Genomic DNA, 20,771 nt, shown 5'->3' on the forward strand with positions numbered 1-20,771 from the left:
TCCTTACTGCTTCGCGGCGGGAGCCGAAGCGGCTGCCGCGGCAGCAGGAGCAGCGTTCGCAGAGCCGGCGGAAGCCGGCGTCGGCGCCTTCCAGGGCACTGCCTTCACCGGCGCGCCGGGCGGCATCATCATCAGCTTCTGGAAGCCGTCGACCATGACTTGCTCGCCGGCCTTCAGGCCATCGAGCACGATCCACTGGTTGTTCTGGGCCGCGCTGATCTTCACCGTGCGCTTGTGCATCTTGCCCTCGGCATCGACCACCGTCAGCGTGTCGCCCTGCTGGGTGCGCGTGACCGCCTGCTGCGGCACGGTGATCGCGTTGCTGACCTGGGCCTGCTCCACCTTCACGCGCACGTAAAGGCCGGGCAGCAGCTCGCCCTTCGGATTCGGGACTTCGGCGCGCAGCGTGACTTGGCCGGTGGTGGAATCGACCGTCAGGTCGGAGAACAGCAGCTTGCCCGGCAGCGCGTACTCGCTGCCGTCTTCCAGCAGGATGCGCACGCTGGCCGCGTCGGCGCCGCTGGCGCGTTTGAACTGGCCGGCCTCCATCGCGCGGCGCAGTCTGAGCACGTCGCTGGCCGATTGGGTGAAGTTCACGTACATCGGGTCGATCTGCTGGACCACGGCCAGCGCGGTCGCATCGCCCTGGCCCACCAGTGCGCCTTCGGTCACCAGCGCGCGGCCGATGCGGCCGGAAATCGGCGCCGTCACGCTCGCGTAGCCGAGATTGATTCTGGCGGTCTGCACCGAGGCGCGGCCCACCGCAACATCCGCTTCGGCGGTCTTGGCCGCGGCCACGGCATTGAGATATTCCTGCTTGCTGACCGCGTTGGCTTCCACCAGCGGCTTGTAGCGCTCGGCCAGTGCCTTGGCCTGCACCGCATTGGCTTCGGCGCGCGCCAGGCTCGCCTCGGCGCTCTGCGCGGCAGCGGCGTAGGGCGCGGGGTCGATGCGGAACAGCGGCTGGCCCGCCTTCACGTCGCTGCCTTCGCGGAACTGCCGCTGCTGCAGGATGCCGGCGGCACGGGCGCGCACTTCAGCCACGCGCGACGCTTCGAGCCGGCCGGGCAGCTCGGTCACCAGTCCGACATCGGTCGGCGTGGCGACCACCACGCCGACTTCGGGCGGCGGCGGTGCGCCGCCGCCACCCTGGGCGGCGGCCGGTGCTCCGCTCTTGCCGCAGGCCGCGAGCGCAAGCACCGCAGCGACCGCGGCCGCGACGGCCGCGCGGCGCGGCGAAAACAACGAATGACGCGAGACATGCAGTACAGGCATGCGATTCCTTTGAGCAAAGAAGGGGGACGGTACGTCGCGGCGCGGGTGCCTAAAGCATCACGGCGAGTCAGGCCATCGGGAGGCCCTCTAGTTTACATACATTCATGCATGTATAGTCATTAACCTCATATCCATAAGGGGGCATAGTGGTCCGACGTACCAAGGAAGAGGCGCAGGCGACACGGCACCGGCTGCTCGATGCTGCCGAAGTGCTGTTTCAAAGCCAAGGCGTTTCGCAGACCTCGCTGCAGCAGATCGCGCAGCAGGCCGGCGCCACGCGTGGGGCGATCTACTGGCACTTCAAGGACAAGGCGGACCTCTTCAACGCGATGATGGAGCGCGTCACGCTGCCGCTGGAGGCGGCGACGCGTGAGGCGAGCACGACAGGCGAGGATCCGCTGGTGGCGATCGAGCGGGTGATGGTCCAGGCCCTGAGCCTGATGGTCAGCGATCCGCAGGTGCGGCGCGTGTTCGAGGTCGCCACGCTCAAGGTCGAATACACCAGCGACATGGACGCGGTGCTGCAGCGCCATCGCAGCGCGCGTAACGAATGCGTGGTCGATTTCGGCAATGCGCTGCAGCACGCGGCGCGCCAGGCGGACATTCAGCTGCCGATTCCGGTCAAGACCGCGGCCTACGGCCTGCATGCGGTGATCAGCGGGCTGATCCAGGACTGGCTGCTGGAACCCGAGGCCTTCGATCTCGTGCCGGCCGGCCGCCACATCTTCCGCGTCTACCTGGCTGGCCTGGGGTTCGAGCGCCCGTCGATGGTTGTCGACGCAGCCTGCAAGGCCGCCGCCTGATGGGCGATAATGACCGGCTCCGGTCGCTGGCCGGAGCCCCATCTCGCTGTATTTCAACGGATAGAATTCGGCCCTCCGAAGGCTGAGATCCAGGTTCGATTCCTGGCGGCGTCTCAAACCAGCTCAGAACCCGCATGCTTCCTGGCATTGCGGGTTTTTTGTTGCCTCACGCAGTCGCACTACGTAGCATGACATACCGTCACATGGGGACAGCGATGGCACTCGGAGACACGTTCGTTCGACAGGTTAAACACACTGGCAAGCCCAGCGGGGACAAGTACTCCGACGGAGGTGGCATGTACTTGCTGGTCAGCGCTGCCGGCAAGTACTGGAGGATGGATTACCGCCTCGACGGCAAGCGACGGACCTTGGTGTGGGCCCGCGCGTCAGGCCGTCAGGCGGCTCGCGGCGTGACCGAATGCGCATCAGCAGAAGGGGCTACACAGCTTATGTGGCCTGCCCCGCTGTGCTAAGGCGCCATGTCAGCGTAAACTAACCAGTATAGGAAGTTGCTCTTCTATCTTATAGAAGAGTCCGAGCAAAGAAACGGTGCGGCATATGCCGCCAAAGGCGAACCTGCCATGGCAGACCAAGCGCAACTTACGACGGGTCGTCTACCTGTGGGTTTTACGACGCAGCAATACCCGAACCAATCTGGCGTCTCCACAACGGAAGACGTGCGACTGGTCAACCGCAACCCTGCGCCAAACGCAACGCAGCCGCTCGTTCCGAACTCGCCTACCGTGATCGTCAAGATCAGTAGCTGAGGCTCAATCTTCGGTGGTGACGTGGTCAGCCCAACTGACGTGGATGGTGCGGGTAAAAATCTTCAACTGAACGTCATAGGCGCGACCTTGCCCGAAATGCGCTAGGGTCGGCGGATCGCCCGACTCCAGGACCGCGCCATCAAAAGTCTTGTTGGGCATGAGCCCAACGGCACCGAAATCCGCAACGTCTCTGAAGACGCATGGGGCGTGCGTCACACCTCTGGTCAACAGGCCTACGCCTCGGTGAAAACCGTTGTGAAGATAGCAGCGTCCGTTGTACCGTACAACGTGCATAAGTGGGACCGTTACACCGACCTGCACCCCAATGAAATTGCCCGAGGCGTTCTGCATCAACCCCTGTGCCATTGGGTAGAAATTCAAACCACGAGACGTGACCAGCAAAGCGTTTGGATTCTGCGCGTTGGGCACAGCACTCGTGCGGACGTTCTCTATCATTGGAACCAATGGCAGGCACATGCTGAACAAGTCGTCGACGTTCGGGGCCGGGGCGCTCACTCCTCCGTTGTGATGGTCGGAGCGTGCGATGTCAACATTGAATTGCATTGCGAGCAATGGCGCCAGTTCAATCAACTGGAACGTAGCGCCTACCATGTCGCCCTGCAGGTGCGCTTGAATCCATGGACGTTGCACTAGTTGCGCCATGTGCGCTTGCCCTGCCGCAGGTACGTTGCTGATTCCAGGGCGTCCAGCATTCGGTACTGGAGGGCCCAATTTCGCTCTTGCCGCCTGCCACTCGGCCGTCAACGCCGCGTCTGACGGATCGGCAACAACGCAAGTACTTCGCAGCAGATTGATGGCGTCTTGCTGCTGAAGGAAGCCGACAAGCGATAGTCCGGGAGTAGGCATTCTTATTCTCCGACCGCGGCAGCAAAATCATGATGCACCCGGCGGGGACTCGAACCCGCACGCGTCTCGCGGCCTCGGTTTCAAATACACACAGGCTAGCGGCAACGCTTGCCCGCCTCTTTGTTCCCCCTCAAGTATCGGGCTATGAAGGTTGACACGCAAGACGCGGTTGGCCGCCGCCCTCATCCACCATTTGGTGGATGCGGAAGGTGCCTCCCGTTGTTAAGCTGAGTCTGTTGCAGTCGCGCAGGATCAATCTATATTTGCCAATAGGCTTCTGCAGCGTGGAGGAGGAGATATGGCGTGCAACGTGGATTCCGCGGGGCGAAAGCCTTGCGTGCAGCGAATCGGTCATTGGGCGTTTCGCGGCGCGGTGACGCGCGCTACCACTGTGCTTTGCCGAGGCAGCGTTAGCGATTCGCACGTTGCAAGAGACTTCGCCAACAGCGACATAAGGTCAGCAGTGCGGACCGGCGTCCGTGAGCAGCTCTACCTTGGGCCAGCTCGCGGAACTCACCCAGCGACCAAGGCAGGTCGCGTCTGACAGATGGAGGCGAGATATGCCCGTTCTCTTCCTGCATGGGGTCAACGTTCGCGACGGAGAGATGTACCGACAGGATCTCGTTGCAAGAGACGAGCTGATCAGGAGACTCCTGCTCGAGCCGCTGGCGAAGCGTAACTCTCAGTACGCTGGCCTCGAGATCATCAGCCCTTATTGGGGCGGCCTTGGCGTCACGCACTACTGGAACCAGACGACGCTTCCGGACGTCCGGCTCCTTCAGGACCTGGGTCCGGCGAGTGGCACTCCAGCTTCGGATCTGGAGCAGATGCTCCTGGTCAGGCCGCCCCGACCTGCAACTGCGAGCGCGAGTGCGCTCGAGGGCCTTGGTGGCGGAGATCCTCTCTTGGAGGCTGGCAAGCGCGACCTTGATGCGCTGCTCGAGTCGGTCCTGGCACCCCTGATCCACTCTGAATCAACCCTGGCAGATTCAGCAATCGCAATGACGCCGGGTGCACAGAACGCCGAGGGCATGCTGCAGGGACTGCTCCTGGTGGCCGCGCATGAGGTCTCACGGGACGCAACGGTCGCCACTGAGGTCCGCAACGCCTCATCCGACGATGCTGTGCTTGAACTGCTGAAGAGGCGGGTACAGAAGCGCTTCGAGGAACTGGTTGCGCAAAGTTCTGCTGTGCCATCTCCAGCCGAACCAGCCCCTGGCGGACTGGAAAGCCTCGGCCCAGGCTGGTGGGACGCGATGAAGGATCGTGTGGGAGAGCTCTTCGATCGCACCAAGGAGACCGGGGGAAGGGTCGCCTCCATTGCCGCTCTGGATGCCTACCGAGAGCAGCTCCACAAGAACATCACCCGCTTTCTGGGGGATGTCTTCGTCTATCTGCTGCGCCGCGGCAATGCCGCGGGCCCAGGCCCTATCCCGAAGCTCGTGCTCGAGGCCTTGTCTGCGCGCAAGCCGGGCGAGCCGTTGGTGATCATCACCCACTCGATGGGCGGCAACATCGTCTATGACCTGCTTACCGAGTTCGACCCTTCGCTGAAGGTCGACGTCTGGATCTCAGCGGGCGGACAGGTGGGCCAGTTCGAAGAGATGAAGCTCTTCGCCATCAGCGACATCGGCATCAGGAGCCCGCAGTCGGTCGCGCCCTTCGCTGGGAGAGTACGGACCTGGCTGAACATCTACGATCCTGCAGACGTCCTCAGCTTCCTCGTCGAACCCGTGTTCCGTGATCCGGATTCGCAGGTGCTCATCAAGGACCTCAAGTTCAAGTCTGGCGCCGCAACCCTTGATGCCCACGGAGCCTATTTTAAGAGGCCAAGCTTCTACGAACTCGTGCGTGAAGAGCTGGAGGCGCGGCTATGAGCGTCGTTCTGGCGGCGAACCGCCCGCCTGCCGAACCCTGGCTCGTGTACGACGCACGTCAGCAGCTCGCGGCGCAGGGCAAGGTGGGCCTGCACGCTCTGATCGCCGGCGTCAGCGCCTACCGCAACCTCCCCAGCGATGCCGGGCTGGGCATGCTTCCGCTTACCTCCACGTCGCTCACGGCCTACCTGATGTTCGTGTGGCTGCTCCAGGCACATGAACAAGGGCGGCTGCCGCGGCCGCTGGCCACATGCCGGATGCTGCTCACGCCGACCCCGGGCGAGGCGACGGAGAGTGTGCGCTTTGAACCTGGTATTCAAGACCTGGGGGTGCCTGGGTGCACGGTCTCCGCGTTGCAAGACGCGGCGGAAAAATGGCGCGCAGACGCGTCCCGCGGCGCAGGCGATGGCACCCTGTTCTATTTTGCTGGACACGGCATTCAGAAAAGTCGCAACAACCAGGTGCTTCTGCTGGAGAGTTTCGGCGGGCCTGGACCGCTGGCAAGGCACAGCGTAGACGTCAGCTCTCTGCGCAACGGAATGGCGCCCTCTGCCGCATATCCGAACATCGCCCGAACCCAGTTTTACTTCATCGACGCCTGCCGGAGCCTGCCTACGCGCATCCTTTCGATGGCGGACCTCCAAGTGGCGCCCGTTTTCGACGTCCTGGAAACCGGTCTTGACGATCGGCGGGCTCCCATTTTTTTTGCCTCTCTCCCGGATGGAAAGGCGCAGGCCGTGCCGGGGCAGCAGACGCTTTTCAGCAAGGCGCTGCTGCGTTGCCTGGCAGGACGTGCCGCCTTCCCGCCTGATCGCACGGCCGCAGATCGGGCGCAAAACGAATGGTATGTGTCCACGCAATCGCTGACGCAGGGGCTGCCGATCGTGCTCGAGGAGGTGAACCGCGAGCATGGTGGCGATCAGAGGTGGACGATGGACGGCAGCGGCGATGACGCGGTCCTCTGCTACATGCGTGGCCCCCCCACCGTACCCCTTCAAATCGAGGTCGATCCTCCCGGAGCGCTGCCGTGCACTGCAGTGAGTCTGACGAGTTTCGACAACCCGGCGACCGACCCGCTGAACTTCCGCTACCCAACGGACGAACACCCATTCCGGCGGGATTTGGCCCCAGGGGTCTATCGGATCAGTGCCACTCAGCATACGGCGGACCCTCGGTTCCGGGCGCAGGATGCGTTCAGCCACTCCGTCGAGCCGCTGCGTTGCCGCACGAGAGTGAGGATGCTCTTATGACTCTCCCTGCGACAGGCTCCATCCATTTCCGCACGGCGTTTCACTCCAGCGATCTCCAACAGTTGGAAATTCCGGTGGAAGTGCGGACGCAGAACCTGACGGTCGTGGCGCGCACCACGAGCACGCAGTCGGTCGGTGGCTTGGCACCGGGGCGCTACTTTGCCCTGGCACGCCTTCCCGCTGGCCAGGAACTGACGTGTTCCGTCGATATACCGGACGCGCCCGGGCCGTCGGTCGAAGCAGTCCTCGAGCCTCGTGAACAGGAACGATCGCCGCACGAGACGGAGGAGCTATCTCGCTACCTCGGTCTCCCCGTGCAGGCGGCTTTGCCGGCATCACGGCTGTTCCAGCAGGCGAGTTGGAATTCGCCCATGCCCGCGGCGTTCGGAACAGGGCCGCAAGTTCCGGCCGGTGGACTCGCCGCCGTTCCAGGTCAGTTGCTCGAGCCTGCCGTCTTGCGCGATGTCGGAGGGTTTGAGTCGCTCGGGCCGGCGCCGGCAGGGACGGGCGACGCGGACATTGCGAGCCTGCTGGACGAGTTTGCGCAACTCCAACTCGAGACTCCTGCGCCTGTGCGAGCGAACGTCACTGGCAGCCCCGCCTCCCAGGTCCTGGAGTCTCTGGGGCCGGTCATCGTGGCAAGTACTTCGCAGCAGCCTGCAGCGCGCCTGCCATCGACCGACGCACTGGACGTACAACTCGCCGTCTACCGTGGGAATGCGCTCGCGCTGAAGTCGTCGCCGGTCCGAGACGATGGCATCTGGCGAGACATCAAGGAAGACAAAGGCATACGGCTGCGTATCGAAGGGATGGCGGCGGTGTCCGTGCTTCAGGTCAGGCAGGCGGGCCGCCCACCTCTCCACATTGCACTACCGATCTCTGGGCAACGAGGGTGCACCGTCGAGCTCTCGCGCCTGCCGGCGCCGCTCAATCCCTCCGCCGATGTGGACGTGATATCGATCGACTTGCACATTGACAACGTGGAAGCGGATTCCCTGCTGCGCTATCGTGCCACCGGGACGTTGCGACAGGCCGAGGCTACCCTCGCCGGAGAGCAGACACGGACGGCCGAACAACTCCTTTCCGACAAGTTCGACGATCCCATCGCGGCAGTGGTCGGTGGCTATGCGCTTCTCAGATTCAACCGCTTGGAGCGGCTGAGCCGCAGCAACTGGACGCGCAATCTGTGCGACAAATTGCCATGGCTGCCTGACGCTGCTGTCATTTGCGGGGAACATATGGCGCGCCAGGGTCAACATCAGGAAGCGCTCGACGCGTTCCTGCTGATGGCGCAGCGCGGTCTACCCCTATTCGCAGAAGGCCTCAGCTACACCCTCGATCGGCTCGACCTCTATCTGCGCACGAAGGCAAGCCGCTTGAACCCGGAGAAGCTGCAGCGCGCACGTAGCCTGGTAGCGCTGCTGCAGACATTCTGCCCGTACACCGACTATCGTCGCCAACTTCTGAGTTATATCGGCAGCTCTCCCAATACGCCGGGCAACGAGAGCCCTCCCGCTGTGCGAGCCAGCGGGGCCGCCGCCGTCGGCACCCTCACGCTGCACTTCGATGGCCAGCTCGGCGGCTCCGCCCAAGTCATTCGCACCCCGGCCGCACAACCTGCCGGCTCGGTGGGGGCGCTGGAGGTGCTGGGTGCAGCCGAAACGACGCCCGGGAGCTCCGCCCAGTCGGGTGGCGCCCTGCGATTGCCTCCGCACGTCATGGCTAGCACGCAGCAGCGCTTCGACAGCCGGGCCGTAGCGCGCGAGGAGCAAGTCGAAAAGATCAAAGATGTGAAGCAGGGAAAGAGCAGCCTGCTTGAGGTGGACGCTCCGCAATCGATTGCGCTGCGCAGCCAGCGCGTGCTCTCGCAGCCCCTCGTACAGGACGCCTTGGCCGCTTCCCTGGGTGGCTCTCAACTGGAGTCGCTTGGCAGCGTCGATACCTTGGTGCTCGAGCGCATCCTCGGAGGAAACAACTTGCTCGGGACGGTGTTCCTCAAGATTGGAACAAAAGTCTCGCGCACGGTTGCCCGAATCCGCGTGAATGATCAGTCCTCAAGCACGTTGGGCTTTGGAACCGGCTCGCTGGTTTCGCCACGCCTATTGATGACGAACCATCACGTGCTGACGGACGCCCAGTCCGCGCGTTTCTCAGAGGCAGAGTTCGACTTCGAGAAAGGGGAGGACGGTCGGCCGCTACCGGTCAGCACGTTTGCCTTACTGCCGGAGCTGTTCTTTCACGCGGATCCGGAACTAGATTTTTCGCTTGTAGCGGTAGCGGAACGCTCGGAAGACGGTAAGACGCCTCTGTCCCAGTTCGGCTTCAACCGCTTGAGCCAGGAACTCGGAAAGATCATCCTCGGCGAAAGCGTGAACATCATTCAGCACCCGGATGGACGGTCGAAGCAGATCGCGCTGCAGCAGAACGAGCTCATCGACCGACTGGACAACTTCCTCCACTACCAAACAGACACCGCCCCAGGCTCGTCCGGTTCTCCTCTCTACAACAATCAGTGGGAAATGATCGGCCTGCACCATTCCGGCGTCCCGGCAAGGAACGAAGCCGGCCAGATCCTCGCCCTGGACGGGCGCGTGTGGAATGAGGATATGGGGGAAACCAGCATCAAGTGGGTGGCCAACGAAGGTGCCAGGATCAGCAGCATCCTCACGCGGCTCCAGAGCCTGACCAATCTCGGTTCGGTCCAGCAGCAGTTGGTGGATCAGGTCTTGAGTCCCCCTCTGGTCACGGTCGAGGAACAAGCAATCCCGGCCCCCGTCGCAGTTCCGCCTGCCCTCCCGCCTCAGTCCCCGATCATCGAGCCCCCGCCCATGTCGCCCCAAACTTCAGTTTCAAGTACCCGGCTCGCCGATAGTGCCGGTGCCATGGTGACGGCAGGCGAAGTGAACTTCGCCCTTCCGATCACGATCACGGTCAGCGTAGGAACGCCGGGCAGCATGGTCCATCAAGCCGCCCGCAGCGCCACTCCAGCAGCCTCTGCGGGCCTGCTTGAGCGCCTGACGCCCAAACAACCCATCATCGATCGGAACTACGCTTCGCGTTCCGGCTATGACCCGAAGTTCCTCGGGCCTGATTTCCTTGTGCCCGTTCCCGAGGTAACTGACCTCGGCATCGTTTCGCGCATGCTCGGCAATGACGGCGGCTACGTTATTCCGTACGAGCACTTTTCCGTCGTCATGCACAAGGAGCGTCGCCTGGCCCTGTTCACCGCCTCCAACGTGGACGGACGCAAGTCCAACCGCCAGCCCGAGCCGGGCAGGGACTACACCCGGAAAGGACTCACTGGCCTTGGCGACAACAACCTCGAGGAATGGATTACAGATCAGCGGATCGCCGAGGCTGACCAGCTTTCCGACAGGTTCTACAGCAACGACCGCGGAGCTTTCGACAAGGGTCACATCGTCCGACGCGACGATGTCTGCTGGGGCAACTCGTACGCCCAAGTGCAGCGTGCCAATGGCGATACCTACCACACGACGAACTGCTCACCCCAGGTTGCCGGCTACAACCAGTCGGCCCGAGGCGTGGACAACTGGGGCGACCTGGAGAACTTCGTTCTAATGCAGGCGAAGTCGGAGACGTACTGTGTGTTTGCGGGCCCGGTGTTTCGCAGCACGGACAAGCAATTTCGCGGTGTAGACAACCAGGGGCCGGTCAGCATCAAGATTCCCCGCAGTTTCTGGAAGCTGATCGTCGCCCGAAAGGGCGATCGGCTCCAGGCTTTCGCATTCGTTTTGGAGCAGGATCTCACCCAGGTTCCGCTGGAAGCCTTGCGCACAGGCGAGGTCCTGGATCCGCGCTCACTCGAGTTCCTGCCCACGTCGGAATGGAAGAAGAGGATGGTGTCGATTGCGGCGTTGGAGGGGCGCCTCGGAAACATCCTTCGGTTCCCGGCCACGGTGCGGCAAGCGGACCAGGTTGCCAGTCCGGACGGCCAGGAAGTGGCGAGGTTTGCTCGGCTTGAGCTATGAGGCCGATTTTGTCTGGTCCGTGGGCTCAGCTACCTGTTGCACAAGATCCCAGCAAGCATCGGAAACCGTACTTACCGGTACTTTCGTAGTTCGAAGATGGACCAGATGCGCGCCTACTTGGCAGCAAGCCACCCAAACAGGAGTTACCTGCAGCACTGGAGTCAGATTCCGTTCTCGCCAGTGGGAGGGTGCCATGGAGTTGACAAGAGCGCCTCTTGGGGCCGTGTTGCCTCTCGTTTGCGGCCGCTGTACTTCTCGGGTCAGTAGGCCACATGATTTGCGCGCGCTGGGCAGCGCCGATTAGAAGGACCGACATGAGACTACCTTTGCTTGTGGGCGCGTTCTTGCTGAGCGGGTCAGCTTGCGCAGGCCCAGCCGCCGAGTTGGCCGTACGCTGGTCGCCAGGGGCAGGCGGTCCCAAGTCAGCGAAGCAAGTGTCCGTACTTCTGCAGCAACAGTTCAAGAAGCCAACGGAGTTCGGCGTGCGGTACTTCGACGTGACCAAGCCCGCAGACGCACCTGTCGGGTTCGATGCCTCACTTCGAGAGCGAGTGCGCGGCCATAAGCCGGAGATCACTTGGAAGTATCGAGTGCCGCTGGCTCACTCCCCTGGTGTCGAAGTGGCCTGGTCGTGTCCGTTGCGCAAGGAGAGCGAACGAAAGGACGAAATTGACATCTCCGTTCTTGCCGGCGGGGAGGTGCGCCGGGCGTTCTCCTGGAGTTGCACCGCCAAAGCTACGCTTGACGCCGCGGTACCCACCTCGCTGCAGCCTCGTCAGCGGGGGTGCTCGAGCAAGATGGTCCGCTACAAGACCGGCGACGATTCGCTCACGCTCGAGATATGGCGGCTTTCCAATGGCGATGTGATCCTGGAAGTCTCGAGCAAGGGAGAAGACACGCCCGAACGCTTGGCGGCATTTCGTCAAGACGTTGTCGCCAACCTGGTGGCCGCCGGCGCGTCACCGCTGGATCGAAGCAAGACAGAGATCGGCACGCAGTGCAGCACGCCGTGACTGAGTGACGCCCTATCCACAGGTGGCAGCATCAAAGGAGACCAGCATTGACACTGAAGAAGTACGGCGTACTGAAGGGTACGGTGACCGGGCATCTGCGCGATGCTGATGACGACCACTACCAGATCCTCGCCACGGCGGGGAACACTGTTCATCGTATCGCTGTAAACGTGAAGTCCTCCGCGCCCAACGCACCGTCCACTCTGCTGTTCCTCGCTCAATCCAAGCTACCTGAGGCCTTCGCGCAGGGCTTGCAGAGGCTCAAGCCGGGCTACACGAAGCTCGCCTCACGGCCGGGCGGGCTGGTGCTGGACTATGTGCGCAACAAGTGGTTCAAGCCGTCGGCGATTAAGGAGGTACGGCCGGACGCGCCTGTCGTGAACAATGACTTGAAGGACAAGGTTGAGGATGCTGTCGTTCAGCCGTGGGCCAAGTCGGTTCACTCATTTGTGCCTTTGGTGAGAAGTGGGGCTCGCAGCAAGGGAAGAAGGACCAGTAGTACTTCAAGTTCCTGCCCGGCAACGGGATCCTCGATATTCACATGAACCAAGGGAACAGCGGTAAGTACAGAAGGACAATGGTGTCTACCAGGACGGTGGATTGGTCTTTCAGGTTCGGAACGGTAAGTGGCTGGCCTTCCTCTTCGCCTTTTAGTCGCAGACGTTCAAGACTGACGGAAACGGGAACCCGGCGAAGTAGGGCCTCGATCACTGGGATCGGTCGCATGCGAACCTCTAATGCAACTCTCCGTAGCTTGGCTGTTCTTCTGAGCTTGTTCTGCATACTGCTGGCGCCCCACATTTCCGCGCACTCGGCTCCTTCTGAGAAAACGCCTGAGGCGAAGAAGCGCTGGGTAGGCGCAGCTCAGATTGTTCAGGCAGCGAAAGCGGTCAAGTTCATTCAGGACTGTCGCGTCAAGTCAGCCGAGCTCGAAGATGCCTTTCTGAGCCTCGCATCGCTGCCGCAGCCCAAAAAAGATAACGACGACGGCCGAAGGCCTTCAGTCATTCTGTTCAACTGTGTTATCTATGTCGGCGACTCGGGCACCGCGCTGATGGATAGGCGCCTGAATGCCAAAGCGCCCATCAAGCTGCCGCTCTCGATCGCCATCAAAGACTCGCGCTTTAAGCAGACGCCCTTTGATGACACTCCATCGGTTGACGACCTCCCGTTTGAGGACATCATCAGCTTGGACTGGTCCGATCTCGAATTTGAGGGCCGCCTGGACCTTTCCGGCTCCGTCTTCGAGGAGCGTGCGCAGTTTTCTGGTTCGCGATTTCGGGCTGGGCTGGACCTAACCCAAACCGTCTTCAAGCGATCGGCGCGCTTCGACAAGACGCAAATTGATTTTCGATTGCTAACCTATCTGACGTCGTTCGAAGCGGATGCGAGCTTTTCGGGCGCTCAGTTCCCGAGCGAACCAACCGGTTTCATCGATGTCAAATTTGGGGCGCGAGCGGACTTCTCCAAGGCGAAATTTCAAGGAGCGACAACGTTCAGGTCCGCCTTCAGTGACGAGGTGACCTTCGACGATGCTTTTTTCGACCGACGTATCGCCTTCATACGCTCCACGTTTCCCAGACCTGTCTACTTCCGAAATCTCCAAGACACCCGGATTTCAGACCACGAAGACCACGGCCTGTGGTTTGCGTCAGCCACGTTCAAGGACACGGCCTTCTTCGATGGGGCCAAAGTGCGAAGACTGTCGTTGAAGCAACCTCCCCGTGTAGGCCGCGACGGCAAAGCGACTTCACGCAAGGGACCCGTTTACGATGGCCTGCCTACCGTCTTCGAGAAGGACGTTTCGCTAGTTGCCGCCAGTTGCGACCACTGCGACCTTGCGAGCTCGGTTTTTCGTGGACGAACTCTGTTCGCGCGTGCCGAAGTGAAGCAGGTCCTGGACCTATCGGGCAGCACATTCAGCGGTCCATTGGTACTCGCGAGAACGATTCTGCCCGCCAGCCAATCTCCACTCGACGCCGATGACGGATGCAAACCGCCCGGTGGTGTGCCCAGGCGCGGTGTCGCTGCCGATGGCGCCAGCTTTGAAAAGGGCATCTTCGGTCAGGTCCCGCTGCTAAGTACGGCCATACGCAGCGCCGATGCAGACACCTGGAACACCTTCGCAGAAGCGTTCAAAGGCCTAGGAGACCACGATGGTGAACTGCACGCAAGATACTGTGCCCAACTTGTAAAGAGTGGAACTGGCACCCCCTGGGATGTGTTCACTGACCGGTTGAGTTACCAGTTCTGGGGATACCAGACCAAGCCCGACAGGGTGCTGTTATGGGTCTTCGCTTGGTGGCTGATGTTTGTTCCCATCTATTTCACCCAGACGGCCCCTCTGGGTACCATGAGCAGGCGCGTGAAGTTCGCAATGCGCTTCAGCGCTGAGCGGTGCTGGAAGGTGGACCTCAAGGGAACAGCTGCGACTACCCCCTTGTTCAAGGCGCTGACGGTCGCGCAGTCAATCGGAGCAAAGGTGATGGCGATACTGTTTCTGAAAGCCGTGACCAGCAGGTTTCCTCTGCTCGACGGGGTCCTGTCGAAGATAGTTTCCATCTAGAGTTGTCCTCGGAATTCACCCAGTCTCACGGACCATTGGATGGCGCGACACTGATTCCGCATATGTTGAGGGTATCTATCCAGCCCGATCCTGGTTGCAGGATCGGGCGCGCTTATGCGAAGAAGGCCTCGCGGCGATCTGGCGTACCCGCGCCTCCTGAGCAAAGCGGACCTAAACGATGAAGGCGACAGTCTTGAGGACCATCTTCATCAGACGGCTCTCGTAGGCTGGGGCGACTACGATCGGCGTGAAATGCCGGCTACGTTCGTCTGAAACGCCGACTACGCACGCTCGTCTGAAACAGCGGCTACGTTCGCCTGAAATGGCCGGCTACGATGGCCTGAAATACGCAGCCGTAGAGCCGACGCCGTCGATTCGTGCCTCTACGGTCTTGCGGAAATGCGTGAGGTCGGGTTAGCGGTTCTCTCGGTTTCAGCAGATGCGTTTCCGAGTTCCGCGGAAATACGTGTGTCTCCCGACGATGCCGGATGCCGGGGCGCGCTGTCGTGCTTGCGCATCGAGCCACCGATGGCGCCTCGCCCCTGCGGGCATTCATCGCTGACGCCTCCGCGCCTGATGGCGCTGCGCGCTCAACTTGCCATCAAGCCGGACCGTGCGTGGGTGCTGGCCGAACGACTGCAGTCTGCCGGCGTCCATGAAGACGCCACTCCTGCTGCGCATAGCCGCATCCTTGATCGGACAGACCGCGCAGCGTGGCGCCCGCCGCCCGCCCGTCAACCCCCGGCCCGCGCCGGCTTCGCCCGTTTTGGGGGTGTGACGGCCGCGCTTTGCGCGTGCGCCCGGATCGCAGCGCTCCGATCGGAGCGTCCATTCAAGGAGTTGCGATCATGAACACGAACCTCATCACCGACGAACTGCGAGCCCAGCTGTTGGCCAATGGCCGGCGGTCCATTGAAGTCGATGGATTCGACCCACCGCCTGTGGTCAAGCTCTTCACGCCTACCGCGGGTGCGACCTGGCTGCTGACGGAGATCGACCCGGACGACCATGACCATGCATTCGGTCTGTGTGACCTCGGGCAAGGCCTTCCCGAACTGGGATATGTGAGCCTGCAGGAACTGGCGAACCTGCGGGGCCCGTGGGGCGTTCCCATAGAGCGGGACTTGCACTTCAGTGCTGATAAGCCAATTAGCGCCTATGCGCGCGAAGCCCGGATGACGGGGCGTATCGTGGCGTAGCGCCGAAGGCATCAGCCCCCTGAGGGCTGATGCCATTGCTTCGGAAGCCTGGCCTCCGTCTCCAGCATCAGCTCGCCGGCGCTGCGCTCCAGCGCGCGGGCGATCTTGAAAATGAGGGCCAGTGTCGGCATGTGCTCGCCGCGTTCGATCTTGCCCATGTGAGAGCGTTCAATGCCGGCCATGTGGGCGAGCGTTTCCTGGGCGATGCCGTCCTCGGTCCTCAGTTCGCGAACAACAGCGCCAAAGGCCAACGACATTACTAATCGGCTCCTACAGGCCAAATTTATACAATAATGGTTATGTCATATAACTAGCGGCGCCGCGGTGTGTAGCATATTCAGAACCGGCTTGCGAGGAGCCACACGGCCGCTGTGGACGCTACCAACTCGTGGCACGCTGGAGCTAGCCACACGGCGGCCGCTGCCGGCCACTTAGAAACGATCCCCTACGCCCCAGCCTTGATCAGGTCTGCGATGGTGTTCTCTGGCTTGAGCTTGCAAGCGCGACTCCAGTCCAGATAGAACAGGACGTCCATGTACCGCTCTCCGCGCTCAACCTTGGAAACATGCGACTGATCCACCTTGAGTCGAGCCCCTAATTCCGCTTGCGTAAGCCCTGCTGCACGCCGCATGGCGCGCAAGTGCTTGCGCAGCGCCTGATAGCGACGGTGATGAATGGGAGGCAGCATCCTTCGATGCTTGCGGCCAATTCAGAAAAGGCCATTTCGACCTTTTTTGAGTATGATCAAACAAAAGAAGAAATGTCAATTTGGCCTTTTCGGATTGGGTGGAGTCTGAATGAAGAGAGTTTCAAGGAGATTGACGAAGCGATCAGCGGCGTGTGCGGTGACTGCGAACCGTCATTTCGCTGGAGTTGTTTGTTGCGGCAGCTCGGCCGGCGGCCCTAAGGTGCTGCGGCGCGTTTGGAGAGTCGAGCCATGAGCAAACCCCTTCCGGCCTCGCCGTTCCCGACGGCAAGAAGACCCAAGATCCCCGCCGCGCTGTCGCACCCGCGCGGCCGTCCCGCGCCGGCCCGCAGCGAGTCCACCTCGCGCCTGGGCGAGCAGATCAAGGCCCTGCGCGTCGCCTGCGGCGCCTCTGGCGGCGAACTCGCCCGCCGCTGCGGCATCTCCAGCTCGCTGCTCTCGCGCGTCGAGCGCGGCCTGGTGTCCCCGTCGGTGGAGACGCTCAACCGCATTGCCCAGGGGCTGGATGTTCCGCTCTCGCGCTTCTTCTCGGACCAGAGAAGCCGCACGGACCTGTCGTACGTTCCGGCTGGCCAGGGCATCGTGGTCGAACGCATCGGCGCCGTGGCGGACTACCGCTATGAGCTGCTGGGCCACCTGCTGTCGGGCAACCTGTTCGTGGAACCCTATCTGGTCATGCTGCAGCCTCAGGCGCAGCCCTACACCAGCTTCCAGCATCCGGGGCTGAAGTTCCTGTACCTGATGTCCGGCAGCGTGAGCTACCGCTACGGCAGCAAGCTGCTCAACCTCAGGCGCGGCGACGCGCTGCTCTTCGACGCGAGCGCGCTGCATGGGGTCGAGGCGATCATCGAAGCGCCTGTGAGCTACCTGTCGATTGTCTTCACGCTGCGCGACTGAGCCCCTCAGCCCTGGGCTTCAGCGAGGTCCCAGGCGATGCGCCACGCAACGCTCAGGACGCTCCAAGCGGTGGCACGCCAAGCGGTCAACTCCCAGAACTGGTAGGTGAGGGGGTGAGGGAGGGCGCGAGGCCGGTTAGCCTTTTTCCAGGGGCGAAGAATGGTCCTGCTTCGGTGCGCGGCGGCGGACCAGATACCTATTTCGTAGCGTTCCACTAAGCATCAAAAACCCGCACGCTCCCTGGCGTAGCGGGTTTTTCTTTGCCTCACACCATCTCGCCGCGTAGCATCTCATGTCGGTACTTCTGCAGGTATCTGATAGGGGCCGGAAATCGAAGTACCGACACACAAGGATGATCGATGCGATCAATCCGAGCATCCCCCTATCGTAGGCCAGCCGGCGCTGGCGACAAGCGACAGGATCTCGCAGCGGAGGCACAAGCGCGGATCGGTCACGTTCGGCAACCATCTTCACAGAGCAGACGTGACTTCGCTCCCGGGGCGCGCGTTGTGTACTGCAGGGGGCAGTTTCGCCCTTTCAGGAGTCTCTGTGAACCTCAATCGTTCAGCCTTCTTCAAGTGGTCCGCGGCCGGTGCTGTGGCCGTTGGTGCACTCTTCGCCGCCGCGTCAGCGAATGCCCAGGTGAACTGGTCCGTCGGCATCAGTGCTCCGGGCGTGGCGATCGGCGTTGCCGAGCCTGGCCCCGTGTACTACGAGCCGGCACCTGTCTATTCGCGTCCTGCACCAACCTACTATCAGCCGGCTCCTCCCGTGTACTACCGGCCGCCGCCAGCTTATTACCGCCCGGCACCGGTGTACTACGGGCCGCCGGCGCAGGTCTATGACGGGCCGGGCGAGCGTTGGCGCCATCGCCATCACCACCGTCGGGATTGGGACGATTGATCCGAGTGCGCCCCGGAGGGGACGTCAGTACCCCTGTACGCCCCAACATTTGGGCCTGAGTCAAACGCTGCGTGCTCTCGATCGCTCAGCTGCCGAGCCGGGAAGCGAGCAGTTTTCAGCGACGCTTAAGGATCGACGAAGAGACTGATTCTCAGCAAAAGAACAGTCCCGAGCCCCACCGAAAAGGATCGAACGCCATGATGTCTTCCGTTGTCCCCGAGCCCCTCACCCCATCGCAGATCAAGCTCGTGCTCGAGTTGCTCGAGCTGCGCCAGCTGGCGCCGCAGCAGACGGCTGCGAAGTTCAACCGCTTGACCCAGGTCGGCACCTTCTCCGAAGCCCAGCAAGGGGCCATCGAGATCCTCTTCGCGCTTGAGGAGGACGATATCCCCGATGCCCTCTTCGAATTCGCAGACGACGATGCCCGAAACATCGTTCGCGATGGGCTGGCGCACGAGGTGCGGCTCACCTTCGTGAGAGCCTAAAGCATCAATGTTGCCTGCGGCGACCGGGCCCCTGAGCAACAGCTGTCCTCAGATCTCTATCGAGCAAGGAATTCGAGCGCCTTGGGCACGAAGTCGGCATGGAACTGGAATACGCCACCGTGACCGGCATCGGGGTAGATGATCAGGGTGCTGTTCGGAAGTCGCCGCGCCAGGTCGCGCGAGTTCGACGTGGGGACCATCCGGTCATCGTCACCGTTGACGATGAGCACGCGATGCTTGACCACTGAAAGATCGGCAGGTTCTTTCTGGCCCCAGGCGCTCAGCGCCCGCAACTGCGCCACGTACGCGGTGATGGTGATCTCTTTGTCACGGTTCTCCGAACGTTCCTTCAAACGCTGCAGAAACGCCTTGCCAGCCTCGATGCCATTGGGCGTGCGAGTGAAGAACAGGAATTGCCTCGGATCCTGGCCGGTGAAGAAACCCCGGAGAAGGTCGTAGTTCGCGACTCTGGCCACGGTGCTGATGCCCTCACCACCAGCGGGACCTGTGCCCGCGAGAATCATCTTGCGGACGAGTCGCGGCTCCTTCAGCACGATTTCCTGGGCGATCATTCCACCCATCGAGAGGCCGAAGAGATCAACCTGCTCGAACCCCTTCGCCTTGATGAAGGTGATGGCATCGTCGGCCATCTGCTCCATCGAACTGGACGGCGAGCCGCTGGATGCCCCGACGCCGCGGTTGTCGAAGGCGATCACGTGATGCTTCGCCGCAATGCCGTCCATGATCCGGGGGTCCCAGTTGTCCAGCACGGCGGCCAGATGGACGAGAAACACCACCGGCGTTCCGCCATTTTTCTTTCCCAACTCGCGGTATGCGAAATCGACTCCGCCTGCGGAGACGGATTTCGTTGGAACGTTTGTCCAGTGGATGCTCGCCGCCTGTTCCATTGGCGATGGACTGGTCTTCGCGCCGTCGGGCGGACCATCGCTTGCCCCAGCCTCCGGTGAAATGAATGGTGCGGCCAGGGCGATAGCCAGGACGCCTGCTTTGGGTAAACGAAGCATTGCATGATCTCCAGGGTTGGAAACTTGTCGGTCAGCTCATGCCGGCACACTGGATTGCTGCGCAAGGGTCGGGTAGTCGGTGTAGCCCCTTGGGCCTGGGGTGTAGAAGGTCCCCATGTCCACGGCATTCAGCGCTGCTTCGGCCCGCATGCGCTCCACTAGGTCGGGGTTGGCGAGGAACGGGCGGGCGAAGGCGATGAGGTCTGCCTGGCCTGCCTCGAGCGCACTTTCCGCACCTGCACGATCGAAGCCGCCGGCAAGGATGAACAAGCCCTGGAACGCAGCGCGAAGCCGAAGCTTCAATTCGGCAGGCACCGGCGGCGCGCCCATCGCCGAGTGATCCAGCAGGTGGACGTACAGCATGCCCAGCTGCGAGAGTTCCTCGGTGAGCGCCAGGTACTGAGCCTCGACGTCGGGATAGGCGCCCGTGCTGTTGAACACGCCCTGGGGCGAGAGCCGGACCCCGACGCGATGGGCACCGATGGCGGCTGCCGTGGCGCGGGCGACCTCGAGCGCAAAGCGATTGCGGCCTTCGATACTGCCGCCGTAGGCGTCGGTGCGCTGGTTCACATTGGCGTTCAGGAACTGCTCGATCAGATAGCCGTTCGCGGCATGCAACTCAACGCCGTCGAATCCCGCTTCGATGGCGAGCTGCGCCGAATTGGCGTACTCCTCCACGGCGTGGGCAATGTCGGTCGCGGTCATCGGCCGAGGGGCGCTGTGCGACTGCATGCCCTGTGAGTCGGTGTACATCTCGCCGGGGCAGGCATCGCCCGTCGGCCCGACCACCTCCGCGCCCGCTGGCAGGTTGGCCGCATGGGTCACGCGGCCGGTGTGCATGACTTGCACGAAGATCTTGCCGCCCTTGGCGTGGACCGCATCGGTCACCGCCTTCCATCCGCGTACCTGCGCGTCATTGAAGAGCCCCGGGATGCGCGGGTAGCCCAGGCCGTTGGGCGAGGGCGAGGTGCCCTCGGTGATGATCAGGCCGGCCGTTGCGCGCTGGCCGTAGTACTCGGCGATCAGTGCGTTGGGTGTGTTGGCATCGACAGCGCGGCTGCGCGTCATGGGCGCCATGACGGCGCGGTTGGCGAGTTGAATCTGGGGTGTGACGAGAGGTTCGAAGAGCATGGTGATCCCTGGTTGAAT

At 62.3% G+C, this 20,771-nt stretch carries 19 protein-coding genes and 1 tRNA gene; 14 read left to right on the forward strand and 6 right to left on the reverse strand.

Annotated elements, in window-relative coordinates; genetic code table 11:
- Positions 1-3: 3 nt before the first annotated feature.
- A complete protein-coding gene (locus tag ACSQ9I_RS02675; RefSeq protein ID WP_436312197.1) occupies positions 4-1,275 on the reverse strand; it encodes an efflux RND transporter periplasmic adaptor subunit in 1,272 nt (423 codons plus the stop codon).
- Positions 1,276-1,421: 146 nt separating this feature from the next.
- Here ACSQ9I_RS02675 and ACSQ9I_RS02680 point away from each other — a divergent pair, with 146 nt between their 5' ends.
- The 3 genes from ACSQ9I_RS02680 (at position 1,422) to ACSQ9I_RS02690 (ending at position 2,551) form a co-directional block, all read left to right on the forward strand.
- Positions 1,422-2,078 carry a TetR family transcriptional regulator gene (locus ACSQ9I_RS02680; RefSeq protein WP_436312198.1) on the forward strand — a complete coding sequence of 219 codons (657 nt, stop codon included), beginning with the start codon at positions 1,422-1,424 and terminating at the stop codon, positions 2,076-2,078.
- Between the two features lie 44 nt (positions 2,079-2,122).
- A tRNA-Arg gene (locus ACSQ9I_RS02685) sits at positions 2,123-2,192 on the forward strand.
- 101 nt (positions 2,193-2,293) lie between these two features.
- On the forward strand, positions 2,294-2,551 hold the full coding sequence (locus ACSQ9I_RS02690) for an Arm DNA-binding domain-containing protein (protein ID WP_436312199.1): 258 nt from the start codon (positions 2,294-2,296) through the stop codon (positions 2,549-2,551).
- Positions 2,552-2,848: 297 nt separating this feature from the next.
- Here ACSQ9I_RS02690 and ACSQ9I_RS02695 read toward each other — a convergent pair whose 3' ends face one another.
- The gene (locus tag ACSQ9I_RS02695) at positions 2,849-3,712 is read right to left on the reverse strand and encodes a hypothetical protein (protein ID WP_436312200.1); all 864 of its coding nucleotides are present in this window, start codon (positions 3,710-3,712) and stop codon (positions 2,849-2,851) included.
- A gap of 560 nt (positions 3,713-4,272) precedes the next feature.
- Here ACSQ9I_RS02695 and ACSQ9I_RS02700 point away from each other — a divergent pair.
- The 8 genes from ACSQ9I_RS02700 to ACSQ9I_RS02735 all read left to right on the forward strand — a co-directional run bounded on the left by ACSQ9I_RS02700 (position 4,273) and on the right by ACSQ9I_RS02735 (position 15,606).
- Positions 4,273-5,589: a hypothetical protein gene (locus tag ACSQ9I_RS02700; protein WP_436312201.1), complete on the forward strand. Its 1,317-nt coding sequence runs from the start codon at positions 4,273-4,275 to the stop codon at positions 5,587-5,589.
- Positions 5,586-6,839 carry a caspase family protein gene (locus ACSQ9I_RS02705; protein WP_436312202.1) on the forward strand — a complete coding sequence of 418 codons (1,254 nt, stop codon included), beginning with the start codon at positions 5,586-5,588 and terminating at the stop codon, positions 6,837-6,839. The genes ACSQ9I_RS02700 and ACSQ9I_RS02705 overlap by 4 nt, the downstream gene beginning before the upstream one ends.
- Positions 6,836-10,828: a DNA/RNA non-specific endonuclease gene (locus tag ACSQ9I_RS02710; RefSeq protein WP_436312203.1), complete on the forward strand. Its 3,993-nt coding sequence runs from the start codon at positions 6,836-6,838 to the stop codon at positions 10,826-10,828. The genes ACSQ9I_RS02705 and ACSQ9I_RS02710 overlap by 4 nt, the downstream gene beginning before the upstream one ends.
- A 434-nt stretch (positions 10,829-11,262) precedes the next feature.
- Complete coding sequence (locus ACSQ9I_RS02715; RefSeq protein ID WP_436312204.1) at positions 11,263-11,841, forward strand: hypothetical protein; 579 nt, start codon at positions 11,263-11,265, stop codon at positions 11,839-11,841.
- A gap of 47 nt (positions 11,842-11,888) precedes the next feature.
- Positions 11,889-12,386: a DUF2278 family protein gene (locus tag ACSQ9I_RS02720; protein ID WP_436312205.1), complete on the forward strand. Its 498-nt coding sequence runs from the start codon at positions 11,889-11,891 to the stop codon at positions 12,384-12,386.
- Between the two features lie 55 nt (positions 12,387-12,441).
- Positions 12,442-12,495, forward strand: a complete 54-nt coding sequence (locus ACSQ9I_RS02725; RefSeq protein WP_436315700.1) for a hypothetical protein — start codon at positions 12,442-12,444, stop codon at positions 12,493-12,495.
- A gap of 100 nt (positions 12,496-12,595) precedes the next feature.
- The gene (locus ACSQ9I_RS02730; protein WP_436312206.1) at positions 12,596-14,407 is read left to right on the forward strand and encodes a pentapeptide repeat-containing protein; all 1,812 of its coding nucleotides are present in this window, start codon (positions 12,596-12,598) and stop codon (positions 14,405-14,407) included.
- 848 nt (positions 14,408-15,255) lie between these two features.
- On the forward strand, positions 15,256-15,606 hold the full coding sequence (locus ACSQ9I_RS02735; RefSeq protein ID WP_436312207.1) for a DUF2958 domain-containing protein: 351 nt from the start codon (positions 15,256-15,258) through the stop codon (positions 15,604-15,606).
- 11 nt (positions 15,607-15,617) lie between these two features.
- Here the strand turns inward: ACSQ9I_RS02735 and ACSQ9I_RS02740 are convergent, their stop codons facing one another.
- Positions 15,618-15,863 carry a helix-turn-helix domain-containing protein gene (locus ACSQ9I_RS02740; protein WP_436312208.1) on the reverse strand — a complete coding sequence of 82 codons (246 nt, stop codon included), beginning with the start codon at positions 15,861-15,863 and terminating at the stop codon, positions 15,618-15,620.
- Positions 15,864-16,051: 188 nt separating this feature from the next.
- A complete protein-coding gene (locus ACSQ9I_RS02745; RefSeq protein WP_436312209.1) occupies positions 16,052-16,294 on the reverse strand; it encodes a helix-turn-helix domain-containing protein in 243 nt (80 codons plus the stop codon).
- A 366-nt stretch (positions 16,295-16,660) separates the two neighbouring features.
- On the opposite strand from ACSQ9I_RS02745, the gene ACSQ9I_RS02750 reads away from it, so the two are divergent.
- The 3 genes from ACSQ9I_RS02750 (at position 16,661) to ACSQ9I_RS02760 (ending at position 18,597) form a co-directional block, all read left to right on the forward strand.
- Positions 16,661-17,209, forward strand: coding sequence for a helix-turn-helix domain-containing protein (locus ACSQ9I_RS02750; RefSeq protein ID WP_436315701.1), 549 nt, complete (start codon positions 16,661-16,663; stop codon positions 17,207-17,209).
- A gap of 549 nt (positions 17,210-17,758) precedes the next feature.
- Positions 17,759-18,112, forward strand: coding sequence for a hypothetical protein (locus ACSQ9I_RS02755; RefSeq protein WP_436312210.1), 354 nt, complete (start codon positions 17,759-17,761; stop codon positions 18,110-18,112).
- Between the two features lie 197 nt (positions 18,113-18,309).
- Positions 18,310-18,597 (forward strand): hypothetical protein, encoded by a 288-nt coding sequence (locus ACSQ9I_RS02760; protein ID WP_436312211.1) that lies wholly within the window; start codon positions 18,310-18,312, stop codon positions 18,595-18,597.
- A gap of 56 nt (positions 18,598-18,653) precedes the next feature.
- Here ACSQ9I_RS02760 and ACSQ9I_RS02765 read toward each other — a convergent pair whose 3' ends face one another.
- Both ACSQ9I_RS02765 and ACSQ9I_RS02770 read right to left on the reverse strand, forming a co-directional pair.
- Positions 18,654-19,505 carry an alpha/beta fold hydrolase gene (locus ACSQ9I_RS02765; RefSeq protein WP_436315702.1) on the reverse strand — a complete coding sequence of 284 codons (852 nt, stop codon included), beginning with the start codon at positions 19,503-19,505 and terminating at the stop codon, positions 18,654-18,656.
- A gap of 153 nt (positions 19,506-19,658) precedes the next feature.
- Positions 19,659-20,753, reverse strand: coding sequence for an alkene reductase (locus ACSQ9I_RS02770; protein WP_436312212.1), 1,095 nt, complete (start codon positions 20,751-20,753; stop codon positions 19,659-19,661).
- Positions 20,754-20,771: the final 18 nt, after the last annotated feature.

It is taken from the genome of Variovorax sp. LjRoot84 (assembly GCF_964254305.1).
Lineage (GTDB): Bacteria > Pseudomonadota > Gammaproteobacteria > Burkholderiales > Burkholderiaceae_C > Variovorax.